The sequence below is a fragment of the Saccharothrix sp. DSM 118769 genome (genome assembly GCF_052936295.1).
The window spans coordinates 3183014-3197294 of record NZ_CP193627.1 but is presented as its reverse complement, the minus strand read 5'-3'; the positions used below and the strand labels follow the sequence as shown (position 1 = coordinate 3197294).

Below are 14281 nucleotides of genomic sequence, written 5' to 3'. Positions count from 1 at the left end.
GGTCCCCTCGGTGTCGGGACCTTGGGCCCTGATCCGGCGGACCGCCACCGCCGTCGTGCGCCGGGTGCGGGACGCGCGGTCAGTCGACCCGGACCGGTGCGACGACCGGCCTCAGGCCGACGCCCGTCACACCGGGGACGGTGTGCACGAGGGCGGTGACGACGCGGCGCTCGGCCTCGTCCTCGAACGGTCCCGCGACCACGGCCTTGCCGTTCTCCACCTCGACGCCCCACCGGCGGGTGCGGCTGTAGGCGGTCAGCAGCCGGTCGACGCGGGCGGCCAGGACGTCGTCGTCGGGGGTCAGCACGCGCAGCAGGTCGCCGCGGCTGACCACCCCGACCACGCACCCCAGCGCGTCGACCACGGGCAGGCAGCGCAGGCGGTGGCCCAGGATCGCGCTCGCCAGCTCGCTGGGCGAGGCGGTGAGGGGCGCGCTGACCACCGGCGACGTCATGACCTCGCCGACGGTCGCGCCGGTGCGGCCGAGGTTGGCGACCAGCAGGTCCGAGCCGGAGACGATGCCGGTCAACAGCCCGCCCGGCTCCACGACGGGGAGCGCGGAGAAGCCGTGGTCGACCAGCAGCGCGCTCGCGGCGCGCACGGTGGTGGTGGGCTCGACCGTGTACACGGGCCTCGTCATCACATCTGCTGCGTTCATACCGGCAACGGTCCGCCTGCCGGCGGTCGCGGAGCAGTGCGGATGGGCCCTTCGCAGCGGTGACACAGGTCCCTGCCCGGCCGGGGGGAACCGGGGGGACAGCGGGTCCGCGACCCGACGTGCCCGGTGCCCTGACCGGGGCACCGGGCACGTCGGGTCGCGGGGTTCCCGGCCCGACACCCTCAGCGCGCGGCCCCCACCGGCCGGACGACCGCCAGGGGGCACGGGGAGTGGTAGACCAGCGCCTGGCTGGTGGAGCCCAGCAGCATGCCGGTGAAGCCGCCCAGGCCGTGGCTGCCCACGACCAGCAGCTGCGCGTCGGCGGCGGCCTGGAGCAGGGCGCGCACGGGGCGGTCGCGGACGACGGCGCGGGTGACCCGCACGTCCGGGTACTTCTCCTGCCAGCCGGCCAGGCGTTCGGCGAGCAGGCGGAGCTCCTCGTCCTCGACCTGCGCCCAGTCGACGGTGAAGCGGGAGCCGTAGACGCTGTCGACGAGGAAGTCGGTCCAGGCGAGCACGGCGGTCAGCGGAGCACCGCGCACGGACGCCTGCTCGAAGGCGAACGCCACGGCCTGCTCGCTGATCTCGGAACCGTCCACGCCCACGACGACGGCGCCCTCGGTGGGCACCTGGTCCCGGATGACGACGACCGGGCACGCACCGTGCGCGGAGACCGCGACCGCGACCGATCCGACCAGCAGCCCGGAGAACCCGCCGAGCCCCTGGGAGCCGAGCACGACCAGTCGGGCGCGGCGGCTCTCCTCGACCAGCACGGCCGCCGGGCCGCCGAGCACGAGGGACTTCCCGACCTCGACCCCGGGAGCCGCCTCCAGGACGGTCCGTTCGGCCTCGGCGAGCCGTTCACGGCCCACCTCCTCGAACGCCGTCCGCACGTCGTGCGCGGTCAGCACGATCTCCGGGTAGCCGCGCACCGGCAGTTGGTAGGCGTGCACCAGCTTGACCGGCACGTGGTGCCGTGCCGCCTCGGCCGCCGCCCACCGCACGGCGGCCAGGGCCGAGGCCGACCCGTCCACGCCGACCACGATCGGTTCGCTCATCGCCGTTCCCCTCCACGTTCCGCTGTCGTCCTCTTCCCCTCCGAAAGCTAGCCAGGGGCCGCGCCGCGGAACGCGGTCGTCGGTCATCACCGACCCGGGCCCTGTGGCCGTGTCGCGCCCGCGGTCGTCGTGCCCACCGGTCGCCGGTGTGCGCGGGACGTCGCGCACCGGGCGGCAGGGTCTTTGGTCCCTGTACCGGACGGCCGGGGTCGGCGAACCTGGGTACCAGGCGGAAGAAGGGGCTCATCGGTGGCGCGCGTGTTCTTGGTGGACGACCACGAGGTCGTCCGGGTCGGGGTCCGGGAGTTGCTCAACGCCGACGACGACCTGGAGGTGGTGGGCGAGGCCGGTTCGGTGGCCGAGGCGCTGGCCCGGGTCCCGGTCAGCGGCGCGGACGTGGCCGTGCTCGACGTGCGGCTGCCGGACGGCAACGGCATCGAGCTGTGCCGCGAGCTGCGGTCCCGGCTGCCGGAGCTGAAGTGCCTGATGTTGACCTCGTTCACCGACGACGAGGCCCTGTTCGACGCGATCATGGCGGGTGCTTCGGGGTTCGTGCTCAAGCGCATCCTGGGCCACGACCTGCAGAACGCCGTGCGCACCGTGGCCGCGGGCGGGTCGCTGCTCGACGCCCGCTCCACGGCCTCCCTGCTCAACCGCATCCGCCGCGAGCGCGAGGAGGGCGATCCGGTCCGGTCGCTGACCGAGCAGGAGCGCATCGTGTTCGACTGCATCGGCGAGGGCCTGACCAACCGGCAGATCGCGGAGAAGATGTTCCTGGCCGAGAAGACGGTCAAGAACTACGTCTCCCACCTGCTGGCCAAGCTCGGCCTCGAACGCCGCACCCAGGCCGCCGTGCTCGCGACCAAGCTGCGCAGGCCCTCGCCGTCGAACGAGGAGTGACTACAGCGGGACCTGCCAGGTCAGGCGGGTCCCGCCGTCGGGTCCGGCGGTGGTGGCGCAGGTGCCGCCCAGGTCGAGGGCGCGTTGCTCCAGGTTGTGCAGACCGCTGCGGGCGACCTGCTCGGGCATGCCGACCCCGTCGTCGACGACGCTGATGGTCAGGTGGTCGCCGGCTTCGACGGTGAGCACGACCCCCTGGGCGTGGGCGTGGCGCACCACGTTGCTGACCGCCTCGCGCACCACGGCCTCGGCGTGCTCGCCGATGTGGTCGGGCACGGAGTTGTCCACGGTGCCGGTCATCCGGATCGTGGGGACGACCGGGGCGTCCTCGGTCAGCTCGGAGACCAGGTCGAGCAGCCGGCGGCGCAGGCCGGGGACGTCCTCGGCGGCCTGGAGGTCGAAGATCGAGGTGCGGATCTCCAGCACGGTCTCGTCCAGTTGCACCACGGCCTTGCGCACCCGCTCGCGCACGCGCGGGTCGCGGATCGAGCCCAGCGCCCCCTGCAGGCTCATGCCGGTGGCGAACAGCCGCTGGATGACGTGGTCGTGCAGGTCGCGCGCGATGCGGTCGCGGTCCTCCAGCAGGTCGACCAGCCGGCGCGCACGCTGGTTCTCGGCGAGCTCCAGCGCCACCGCCGCCTGGTCGGCGAACGACGCCAGCAGCGGCACCTGCTCCGCGCTGAACCGCACAGCGCCCTTGTCCCGCGCCACCAGCAGCACCCCGGTCACCGCCGAACCGGCGCGCAGCGGCACCGCCACACCCGGCCCCACGTCCACCGCGGTGTCGCCCAGCGCGCCCTCCAGGTCCTCGATCAGCATCGGCGTGCCCGAGTCGAGGACCTGCTCCACGAACGACCCGGTTCCGGTGAACGCCCCGCCGACCAGCCCTTCGACCCGCTCGCCCGCGCCGGCGGCCATGCGCAGCCGCCGGCTCGACCCGTCCTCGGCCAGCACGATCAGCGACATCGCCGCCTGCGACAGCTCCCTGGTGCGCCGGGTGATCAGCCGCAGCGCGTCCTCCGCCGACGCGCCGCCCAACAGCTCCGAGTTGACCTCCGCGGTGGCCTCCAGCCAGCGCTCCCGCATCCGTGACCGCTCGAACAGCCGCGCGTTCTCCACGGCCACGCCCGCCGCCGCGGCCAGCGCCGAGAGCACGACCTCGTCGTCGGCGGTGAAGTCCGCCCCGCCGACCTTCTCGGTCATGTAGAGGTTGCCGAAGACCTCCTCGCGCACCCGCACCGGCACGCCCAGGAAGCTGTGCATCGGCGGGTGGTTGGCCGGGAACCCCACGGACGCCGGGTGCTCGGCCAGGTCGTGCAACCGGATCGCCCGCGGGTCCTTGATCAGCAGCCCCAGGAGCCCCTTGCCCTGCGGCAGGTGTCCCATGTGCGACCGGGTCCCGGGATCGATCCCCACGTAGACGAACTCCGACAGGTCCTCCTGGGTGCCCAGCACGCCCAGCGCCCCGTAGCGGGCGCCCACCAGCTCGACCGCGGCCTGCACGATCCGCTGGAGGGTGGCGTCCAGCTCCAGGCTCGTGCCCACCGCGAGCACCGCGTCCAGCAGGCCCTGCATCTTGTCCCTGGTCGACCCGATCTCGGTCAGCCGCTCGCGCATCTCGTCGAGCAGCTCGTCCAGGCGCAGACCGGCCAGCAACCGGGGGTGCTCGTGTTCGTCCACGACTCAGAGCATCTCGCGATCCGTGCCGGAAGGGCTACCACCAAGGGTCTGACAACTCCTCCGATCGGGGACTTTCGACTGTGTGCTGGCCACTCCGTGAACCGGACAGTAGGAGTGTTGGTTCGATCGAGTGGCGTGCTTGGGGTGAAGGCGATGGACGGGTTGTTCGGGTTGGAGCCGTACGAGGTGGAGGACGTGCTGCGCACGGCGTCCCTGGCCCCGTCGGTGCACAACACCCAGCCGTGGCGGTTCCGGGTCGGCCCCGACCGCGTCGAACTGCACCCCGACCCCGGGCGCGCGCTGCCCGCCACCGATCCCGACGGGCGCGAACAGCGCCTGGCGTGCGGTGCGGCCCTGTTCAACCTGCGCCTGGGCCTGCGGGCGCGGGGCATCCGCCCGCTGGTCACCCTGCTGCCCGGCACCGAAGCGCCCGGCGCGCTGGCCGTGGTCCGCTGGGGCGGGCACCGCGACGCCGACACCGAGGTCCGCGAGCTGATCGCCGCGGTGCCCCGGCGGCGCACCAACCGCACGCCGTTCCGCGACGTCCCCGTGCCCACCGCCCACCGGTACGCCCTCGTGCGCGCCGCCGAACGTGAACGCGCCTGGCTGCACCTGGTCCTCGACCGGGGGGAACGCGCCCGCCTGCAAGCGCTGGTCGCGCGGGCCCACCGCGCCCAGTCCGAGGACCCGGCCGTGGGCGCCGAACTCGCCGCGTGGACCGGGCCCCGGGGGTCGGACGGCGTGCCACCGCGATCCGCCGGCGTGCGCCCCGCACCGCAGGACGAGTGGGCGCTGCGCGACTTCCGCGCCGCCGAACGCCCACCGGGCAAGGACTACGAGCCCGACCCGCTGGTCGCCGTGCTCTGCTCGTTCCACGAAGGCCCGCTGGGCGAGGTCCAGGCCGGCCAGGCGCTGCAACGGGTGCTGCTGACCGCGACGTCGCTGGGCCTGTCCGCGTCGTTCCTGTCCCAGGTGATCGAGGTCCGGCGGACCCACACCGAGCTGCGCCGGTCGCTGGGCGGCTCGGTCGTGCCGCAGACCCTGCTGCGGATCGGCTTCGGCGCGCACGTGCCGCCCAGCCCGCGCCGGGACGTCACCGACCTGCTGCTGGAACCGAACCCGTCCCGGTCCTGAACGGCAGGGACCTTGGTCCCGCCCCGGGCGGCACCCACGCCCCTACTCGCGGACGACCGCGCGGACGACCGTGAAGGCATGGCACGCAACGTGAACACCGCTCCGTCCCCGGTCGTCGTCCTGGACGACGGCTCCCCCCGGTGCGCGGAGGCGGTGCGGTGGGCGACCGCGCACGCCGCGCTGCTGGGCGCGCCGCTGGAGGAGCACCGCCCGACCGCCGACGAGCTGCACGACCTGATGCTCGTCAGCACCCGGGCCCAGGTCGTGGTGATCGGGTACCGCGGCGTCGACGGCACCCCGCTGGGACTGGGCCGCCTGGTCGTGCCGCTGACCCGGCACGCCGCGTGCGACGTCGTCGTGGTCCGCGGCACGCCCGAGGCGCTCGACGGCGGGCACCGCCGCGTCACCGCCCTGGTCACCGGCGACGAGCGGGACGACCTGGCCCTCGCCCGCGCCGCCGATCTCGCCGGACGGCGGGGCGCGGCGCTGCGCGTGCTGCACGCCGTCCCCCCGCTGCCGCTGCGCGCCGACCACCCGGAAGTGCCCGTGCGCCACGCCGACCACGTGCTGCGCGGCGTGCGGCACAGCTCGGTGACGGCCCGGATGCACCCGCACGAGGCGGTGGCCCGCTACGCCGACACCGACCTGCTCGTGCTGGCCGACCGCGGCCCGACCGCCCGCGCCGCGCTCTACCACGCCCGCTGCCCCGTGCTCGTCGCGCACCTCGTCCCGGCGGAGGCGCGACGCACCCCCCGGCTGGAGGCGGCCGACCCCCGGTGACGACCCCGCTCACCCCACCGACCGACCGGAGGCTCCCGACCATGACCCGCACCGCCACCACCGTCACCGAGCACGACATCGCCCACCTGCCCGAGGCCGCCCGGCGCTACCTGCGCTTCACCGGCGTCCCGGGCCGCCCCCGCGACACCGGCTTCGACCTGCGCGCCCACGGCTGGTTCCGCCGCAGGCCCACCGACCACTGGACCGCGTGCCGCGTCGAGCAGCGCAACACCACCGCCCCCCTGCGCCGCGACTTCCACCTGCACCTCAACTTCGGCCACGTGCTGCCGGTGCACGCCACCGACACCTACTCGGACGGGCACGGCCGCCTGCACGCCACCGCGCTCGGCGCGTTCACCCTCGCCCACGCCACCGGTCCCGAGGTGGACGCCGCCGAACTGGTCACCTACCTCGACGACGCGCTCCTGCTCGCCCCGTCCACGCTGCTCGACCTGCCCGTCACCTGGGCCGAGGTCGACGGGCACACCTTCGACGCCACCCTCACCGACCACGGCACCGAGGTCACCGCCCGCGTCACCACCGACCACCGGGGCGCACCCCGCGAGGTCACCACCGACGACCGCTGGGCCGACCTGCCCACCGGCCTCACCAGGACCAGGTGGTCCACCCCCGTGGACGGCTGGCTCCTCGTGGGCGACCGCGTGCGCCCCCGTCGCGCCCGCGCGACCTGGCACCTGCCCGACGGGCCCTTCACCTACGCCCAGTTCGACTTCACCGACGCCGACATCACCCGCCACCCGGCCGGCTGACCGGTTCCGCCTCCGGCCGCGGTCACCGCGTCCCCGCGAGGGATCGAACGAGGAGTGACGATGCCGAAGTACGTGTACGACTTCGCCGAGGGCAACCGGTCCATGGCGGACCTGCTCGGCGGCAAGGGCGCCAACCTCGCCGAGATGACCGTGATGGGCCTGCCCGTGCCTCCCGGGTTCACGATCACCACCGAAGCCTGCCGCTCCCACCTCACCACCGGCAGGGCGCCCGAAGGGCTCGCCGCGGAGGTGGAGGAGCACCTGCACACCCTCGAAAGGGCGATGGGCCGCAAGCTCGGGCAGGTCGACGAGCCGCTGCTGGTCTCGGTCCGCTCCGGTGCGCGGTTCTCGATGCCCGGCATGATGGACACCGTCCTCGACATCGGCCTGACCGACGACTCGGTGGCCGGCCTCGCCGCGTGGGCCGGCGACGAGCGGCTCGCCTGGGACTCCTACCGCCGACTGGTGCAGATGTTCGGCACCACGGTGCTGGGCGTCGACGCGGAGCACTTCGCCGCCGCGCTGCGCGACGCCAAGCGCGCCAAGGGCGTCACCGGCGACCTCGGTCTGGACGCCGCCGACCTGCGTGCGCTGACCGCGGCGTTCAAGGGGATCGTCCGCGAGCACGCGGGCCGGGAGTTCCCGCAGGACCCGCGCGAGCAGCTGGACATGGCGATCACGTCGGTCTTCGAGTCGTGGCGCACCGACCGGGCCCGGACCTACCGGCACGCCGAGCACATCCCGGAAGACCTCGGCACGGCGGTCAACGTGTGCGCGATGGTGTTCGGCAACCTGGGCGAGGACTCGGGCACCGGCGTCGCGTTCACCCGCGACCCGGCCACCGGCGCGCCCGGCGTCTACGGCGACTACCTCCCCGACGCCCAGGGCGAGGACGTCGTCGCCGGCATCCGCAACACCCTGCCGCTGCACCGGCTCGCAGACCTGCAACCCCGGGTCCACGAGGAGCTGATGGGCATCATGGCGACGTTGGAGGAGCACTACCGCGACCTGTGCGACATCGAGTTCACCGTCGAACGCCGCAGGCTGTGGATGCTGCAGACCCGGGTCGGCAAGCGCACCGCCGCCGCCGCGTTCCGCATCGCCGACGCGCTGCGCCAGGAGGGCGTGATCGACGACGACGAGGCGCTGCGGCGGGTGACCGGCGCCCAACTGACCCAGTTGATGTTCCCGCGCTTCGGCGACACCGACCGGGCACCGCTCGCCACCGGTGTCGCCGCGTCACCGGGCGCGGCGGTCGGCGAGGCGGTGTTCGACTCCGCGACCGCGGTCCACCGGGCGGACGAGGGCGCGGCGGTGGTCCTCGTGCGCCGCGAGACCAACCCCGACGACCTCGACGGGCTCATCCACGCCCGGGGGGGTGCTCACCAGCCGCGGCGGCAAGACCTCGCACGCCGCCGTCGTCGCGCGCGGCCTCGGCCGGACCTGCGTGTGCGGGGCCGAGTCGCTGGTCATCGACGCCGAGGCCCGCCGGTTCACCACCGCCGACGGCACGGTGGTCGCCGAGGGCGACGTGATCTCGGTCGACGGGACGGCCGGCGCGGTGTACCTCGGGGAACTGGCCGTGGTCCCGTCCCCGGTCGCCGACTACTTCGAGGGACGCCGCCCCGCCGGGGACGACGCGCTGCTGCGGGCCGTGGAGCGGATCACCACCCACGCCGACCGCCGGCACCGGCTGGAGGTGCGGGCCAACGCCGACACCCCCGAGGACGCCGCCCGCGCCCGCCGGCTCGGCGCCACCGGGATCGGGTTGTGCCGCACCGAGCACATGTTCCTCGGCGACCGCCGGGTGCTCGTCGAGCGGCTGATCCTGGCGGTCGGTGACGCCGCCCGAGCCGAGGCGCTCGCCGCGCTGCTCCCGTTGCAGCGCGACGACTTCACGCGCATCCTGCGGGAGATGGACGGCCTGCCGGTCACCATCAGGCTGCTCGACCCGCCGCTGCACGAGTTCCTGCCCGACCGCGTCGAGCTCACCGCACGCGTCGCCGTCGCCAAGGCGCTCGGCGAGACCGGCGCACCGGAGGAGCTGCTGCGCGCCGTCGACCGGCTGCACGAGCAGAACCCGATGCTCGGCACGCGCGGCGTGCGGCTGGGGCTGCTCATCCCGGAGCTGTACGACCTCCAGGTCCGCGCGATCGCGGAAGCCGCGGCGGCGCGCGTACGGGTGGGCGGGAACCCGGACGTGGAGATCATGATCCCCCTGGTCGGCGACGCGCGCGAACTGGAGGTCGTCGCGGCGCGTGCCCGGCGGACGGTCGCCGAGGTGGTCCGCGAATCCGGTGTCGACGTCCCGTACCGGATCGGCACGATGATCGAACTGCCGCGCGCCGCCGTCACCGCGGGCCGCGTCGCCAGGACCGCCGAGTTCTTCTCGTTCGGCACCAACGACCTGACGCAAACGGTGTGGGGCTTCTCCCGCGACGACGTCGAGGGCTCGTTCTTCCCCGTGTACCTGGACGAAGGCGTGTTCGAGGTGTCCCCGTTCGAGACGATCGACCGCGAGGGCGTCGGCCGGCTGATCGGGATCGCGGTGCGGGAAGGCCGGGCCGCCCGCCCGGACCTCGCGCTGGGCGTGTGCGGCGAGCACGGCGGAGACCCGGCCTCGATCCACTTCTTCCACCACGTCGGCCTCGACTACGTGTCCTGCTCACCGTTCCGGGTGCCCGTCGCCCGCCTCGAAGCGGGCCGCGCCGAGGTCGGTGAGGCCGACACGACCACCGACAACCGGTGAGGCGGTCGGACCGCACGACGGGCGCCACGAGAACCCGGCCCGCCCCGTCGCCGACGACGGCACACCGCCGCCCACACCGCGGTCGCGGGCGACCGCGCACCCGCTACCGCGAACCACCGATCGCGAAGAACCGTTCCGGTCCCGGTACCACCACGTGGAAGACGCTCGGCCCCGCTGTCGGCTCCCCGCTCGGGAGGCAGGGGGAAGAGCGGTCCCGGAAGGGTGTTCCGCGCGGTGCGCAGTGCGGCGGTGAGGTCGAAGCGCGCACACCGGTGCAGCACCGGGTGGGGGGCCGGGGCGGTGAACGGGGCCGGCTCGGGCGCGGTGCGTCGTCGTGCGAGGGCCGGTTCCAGGGGTTCGGTGACGGCGCCGGAGACGGGCCGGCGCGGTCTGCCGCTTCGCCGACGCCGACAGCGTCGCCCGAGGGGCGGCTGCCGTCGTGGCCCGCCGGCTCGCAGGCCCGCACCGGGACCAGGCCGGGCACGTCGGCCTGTCGTCGCCGGCGCGGGCGCACCCCGAGTCCGTGCGCGGCTTGCTGCAGCACCCGCGTCACCGACCCCTCCCCACCGGGCTCACGGTCCTGCTCGGCCTCGCCGCCGGTGGTGGCGTTGTCCAGCCCGCTCACCACTGCGGCCTCTTCCTCCACCAACTCGACATCCCGTGGCTGTTGACGCGGTGAGCACCTGTCGGGTGACACCGGCTCGCGGGTCAGGGCAGGTTCTTCTCCAGGGCGGTCACGTACGCTTTCACGAAGTGGTCCCGCATCCCGTCGCTCGCCGGCGCGAACGGGTCGGCGGCCATGCCCTTGCCGCGGTCGAGCAGGGTGGACACCGCGGGCGTGGAGTCGCGGACGCGGCCGGAGGAGTCGATGTAGCGCAGTGACCGGACGTGGTGGAACACCGGCTCGGGCGGGACCTGGGCGACGACGTCGTTGTTGTTGACCACCCGGAAGGTGCGTCCGGACAGGGCTTCGTCGTAGGCGTCGGCCAGGGCGCGGTCGCAGGTGCGGGGCTGGCCGAAGGTGTAGACGCCCTGGGCGGAGAGCCCGGGGTCCTCGAAGTGCAGCCAGGCGGCGGCCAGCATCGCCAGGGCCCCGCCGAGGCTGTGCCCGGTGAACCAGATCGTCTGCTCGTCGTCGCGCAGTTCCTCGACGGCCGCGAGCACGGACGGGAACGTCGCCCGCAGCGCCTCGGCGAAGCCGTAGTGGACCAGACCGGTGCGCGCCGGGCCGGGCCACGGCGGGGTGGTGGTGTCCGACAGCCAGTCGCGCAGCTGGACCGGCTCGGTGCCGCGGAACGCGGTGACGATCATCGTGGGACTGGCCATGGTGTACGCCTGGGTGTCGCTGAGCGCGAACGGCGGCGAGAACGTCGAGTGGTGGTGGCGGACCCGGTCGAAACCCCACTCGGCGGCGGTGGCCTCGATCCGTTCGCGGTCCTGGTAGGCCAGTTCGGCGGCCTTGGCCATGCAGTACGCCTGGCGGGCGTCGTACCCGGTGGCCTGGTGGTTCAGCGTCGGCGCAGACATCGTCCATCCTCACGAAGGGCAACACGTCGCCTGGCGGTCACGACCCGCCGGCGTTTCCTGCCTACCCGCGCCACCGCCAGCCCCACCACCGCACGCCCGGTCCTTCACCCCACCGAGGCGCCTTCTCACCCGTCCCCGCCGCTGTCCGCCACCCGCGGGTAGCGGACAGCGGCGGGGACGGGGCCGGGTCCGCATTCGGGGGGCGGGCCACCAGGCGGAATGGACGCCGTTCGACCGGAAAGCCCATTTCGGACAGCCGAATTCCGAAGTGGGCCGGGGCCGCCTGGGTGCACCCACGAGATGGACCGCGATGCCGATGTGCGGTTATCGCGTGATAGCGGAGGCAGCCGAACGAGTGAGGACGTTGTCGCAGGTAGGAGCTGGTCTGATAGGTTGCCCTGGCGTAATTTACGGCCAGCAGCGCCGATTCCGCTGCCGCACTTTTCACGCGCATTCCGACGTCTCGGGGAATTATTCTTCACGGGGGAGCCATGTCGGCACAGCAGGGAAGACCGCTCAGGTCCCGGGGGTTGTCGATGCGCGCCCTCGTGGTGCTCGTGCTGGCGGCGGCGTCCGTCGTGGCGGTCGGCGACGTCCGGCCGAGGCCCGTCCGGGCGCAGCCCGGCGCGGCGGCGGTGTGCGACGCGCCGGTGGTCAACAAGGTGGCGTGCGAGAACACCAAGGCCGGTGCGGCCGACTGGCAGGTGGGCTACCGCGACCCGTCCATCGTCGGGTTCACCGCGGACATCAGCGCGACCCCCGGCAGCCGGGTCGACTTCAAGGTGAAGACCACCGCGACGGCCTACCGCGTGGACGTCTACCGGCTCGGCTGGTACGGGGGCACGGGGGCCCGACTGGTCGGCTCGACCTCGCGCAGCGGCGGCCTGACCCAACCGGCGTGCCTGCGCGGCACGGACGGCAGCGCGCTCATCGACTGCGGCAACTGGGCGGTGTCGGCCACCTGGACCGTGCCGCTCGACGCGGTGTCGGGCATCTACTACGCGCGGCTGCGGCGCAACGACAACGGCGCGATGAACGAGGTCGTGTTCGTGGTGCGCGACGACACCGGTACGTCGAAAGTCCTGTTCCAGACCTCCGACTCGACGTGGGTGGCGTACAACCGCTACGGCGGCAACAGCCTGTACTTCGGCGACGGCCCCGGTCAGGGCGGGCAGGCGTACGAGGTCAGCTACAACCGGCCCTACACCGGCGGCGACGGCGAGGAGAACTTCATCTTCAACGCCGAGTACCCGATGCTGCGCTTCCTGGAGCGCAACGGCTACGACCTCAGCTACACCACCGACGTCGACTCGGCCCGCCGCGGGCACCTGATCAGGAACCACGAGGTGTTCATGGCCGTCGGCCACGACGAGTACTGGTCGGAGGAGCAGCGCGCCAACGTCGAGGCCGCCCGGGACGCGGGCGTGCACCTGGCGTTCCTCACCGGCAACGAGATCTTCTGGAAGACCCGGTGGGAGAGGTCCATCGACCCCTCGGGCACCGACTGGCGCACCCTGGCCTCCTACAAGGAGACCAAGGGCACGCAGAGCGACGGCCTGGCCGACTGGACCGGCACGTGGCGCGACCCGCGCTACAGCCCGCCCCAGGACGGCGGACGGCCCGAGAACGCGTTGCTGGGCACCATCTTCTCGGTCAACGGCCGCCGCGACGACCGCCTCCAGGTGCCCGCCGCGTACGGCAGGATGCGGCTGTGGCGGCACACCGACCTGCAGGGCATGGCCGCCGACAGCACCTACGCCTTCCGGCCCGGCACTCTCGGCTACGAGTGGAACACGGTGCCGGACAACGGTTTCCAGCCCGGCGGCGTGGCGAGGATGTCGTCGACGACCGTGGCGCTGGACGGCGCGTACCTCCTGAAGAACCACGGCGACCTCTACGTCTCGGGCACGGCGACCCACTCGGTCACCTACTACCGGCACCCCGGTGGGGCGCTGGTGTTCGGCGCGGGCACGGTGCAGTGGGCGTGGGGCGTGGACGACGAGCACGCCTACCTGACCACCACGCCGACGTCCGACGTGCGGATGCAGCAGGCCACCGTCAACTTCCTGGCCGACATGGGCGTGCAGCCCGCCACGCTCCTGCCCACCCTCAGGGCGGCCACCGCGAGCACCGACACCGCGCCACCCGTCGTGGCGCTCACCAGCGTGCCCGCCATCTCCACCGTCGGCGCCGCCCACACCTTCTCCGGCACGGTCGCCGACGCGGCCGGGCAGGTCGCCGGTGTCGAGGTCTCCACCGACGGCGGGCCCTGGCACCCGGCGGTGTGGCAGGCGGGGCGCGGCACGTGGAGCTACACCCACACCCCGGCGAGGTCGGGCCCGGGGAGCCTGCGCGTGCGCGCGGTGGACGACTCGCTCAACCTCTCCACACCCGTGACGGCCACGCCCACCAGGTCGGCGCGGACCTGCCCGTGCGGCATGTGGACCAACGCCGACCGGCCCGCGGAACTCGAACTCTCGGACGGTTCCGCGCTGGAGCTGGGCGTCAAGTGGCGCGCCGACCGGAGCGGCTACGTGCGCGGCGTGCGGTTCTACAAGAGCCCCGGCAACACCGGCAGGCACACCGGCAGCCTGTGGACCCCGGGCGGTCAGCGCCTGGCCACCGGCACGTTCGCCAACGAGACCGCGAGCGGCTGGCAGACCCTGCTGTTCGCGACCCCGGTGGCGGTCGCGGCGAACACCACCTACGTCGTGTCGTACCTGACCCCGACCGGCCGCTACTCCACCGACATCGAGTACTTCAGCCACTTCAGCCGCCAGCGGACCTACCTCGAACCGCTCACCGCGTTGCCGAGCAGCGTCGACGGCCCCAACGGCCTGTACCGCTACGGCGCCGGGTTCCCCGACCGGAGCGCGGAGGACGCCCACTACTGGGTGGACGTGGTGTGGGCCCCGACGGCGAGCGGCTGAGCCGCCCGGGCCGATCGCCCGCGACCCCGGCGGTCGGTCGCGGCACCCTGGTCGGGCTCGCCGTCCGACAACCCCGCGGTTCGTCGACGAACGTC

Annotated in this window: 10 protein-coding genes and 2 pseudogenes; 8 read left to right on the top strand and 4 right to left on the bottom strand. The window is 73.7% G+C overall.

What is annotated here, in order from left to right:
• Window positions 1–79: 79 nt before the first annotated feature.
• Window positions 80–640, bottom strand: a complete 561-nt coding sequence (locus ACRAKJ_RS14325; RefSeq protein ID WP_438926553.1) for a CBS domain-containing protein — start codon at window positions 638–640, stop codon at window positions 80–82.
• 200 nt (window positions 641–840) lie between these two features.
• Window positions 841–1716 (bottom strand): universal stress protein, encoded by an 876-nt coding sequence (locus ACRAKJ_RS14320; RefSeq protein WP_438923691.1) that lies wholly within the window; start codon window positions 1714–1716, stop codon window positions 841–843.
• A gap of 249 nt (window positions 1717–1965) precedes the next feature.
• Here ACRAKJ_RS14320 and ACRAKJ_RS14315 point away from each other — a divergent pair, with 249 nt between their 5' ends.
• Window positions 1966–2616, top strand: coding sequence for a response regulator (locus tag ACRAKJ_RS14315; protein WP_438923692.1), 651 nt, complete (start codon window positions 1966–1968; stop codon window positions 2614–2616).
• Here ACRAKJ_RS14315 and ACRAKJ_RS14310 read toward each other — a convergent pair whose 3' ends face one another.
• The gene (locus tag ACRAKJ_RS14310) at window positions 2617–4296 is read right to left on the bottom strand and encodes a GAF domain-containing protein (RefSeq protein WP_438923693.1); all 1680 of its coding nucleotides are present in this window, start codon (window positions 4294–4296) and stop codon (window positions 2617–2619) included.
• A gap of 153 nt (window positions 4297–4449) precedes the next feature.
• Between ACRAKJ_RS14310 and ACRAKJ_RS14305 the strand changes: the two genes are divergently transcribed.
• From ACRAKJ_RS14305 to ACRAKJ_RS14280, 6 genes and pseudogenes are all read left to right on the top strand, one after another.
• Window positions 4450–5430: an Acg family FMN-binding oxidoreductase gene (locus ACRAKJ_RS14305; RefSeq protein WP_438923694.1), complete on the top strand. Its 981-nt coding sequence runs from the start codon at window positions 4450–4452 to the stop codon at window positions 5428–5430.
• A gap of 78 nt (window positions 5431–5508) precedes the next feature.
• A complete protein-coding gene (locus ACRAKJ_RS14300; RefSeq protein ID WP_438923695.1) occupies window positions 5509–6210 on the top strand; it encodes a hypothetical protein in 702 nt (233 codons plus the stop codon).
• A gap of 41 nt (window positions 6211–6251) precedes the next feature.
• Window positions 6252–6980 (top strand): DUF6544 family protein, encoded by a 729-nt coding sequence (locus ACRAKJ_RS14295; protein WP_438923696.1) that lies wholly within the window; start codon window positions 6252–6254, stop codon window positions 6978–6980.
• Between the two features lie 60 nt (window positions 6981–7040).
• Window positions 7041–8021: pseudogene (locus ACRAKJ_RS14290) on the top strand (PEP/pyruvate-binding domain-containing protein); the annotation flags it as partial.
• Window positions 8022–8208: 187 nt separating this feature from the next.
• A pseudogene (locus tag ACRAKJ_RS14285) lies at window positions 8209–8478 on the top strand (PEP-utilizing enzyme); the annotation flags it as partial.
• 201 nt (window positions 8479–8679) lie between these two features.
• The gene (locus ACRAKJ_RS14280; RefSeq protein ID WP_438923722.1) at window positions 8680–9729 is read left to right on the top strand and encodes a putative PEP-binding protein; all 1050 of its coding nucleotides are present in this window, start codon (window positions 8680–8682) and stop codon (window positions 9727–9729) included.
• A gap of 708 nt (window positions 9730–10437) precedes the next feature.
• Here the strand turns inward: ACRAKJ_RS14280 and ACRAKJ_RS14275 are convergent.
• Window positions 10438–11256: a lipase family protein gene (locus tag ACRAKJ_RS14275; protein ID WP_438923697.1), complete on the bottom strand. Its 819-nt coding sequence runs from the start codon at window positions 11254–11256 to the stop codon at window positions 10438–10440.
• A 536-nt stretch (window positions 11257–11792) separates the two neighbouring features.
• Between ACRAKJ_RS14275 and ACRAKJ_RS14270 the strand changes: the two genes are divergently transcribed.
• Entirely contained in the window at window positions 11793–14186 is a 2394-nt protein-coding gene (locus ACRAKJ_RS14270; protein ID WP_438923698.1) for a N,N-dimethylformamidase beta subunit family domain-containing protein, read from the top strand.
• The last annotated feature ends 95 nt before the right edge of the window (window positions 14187–14281 follow it).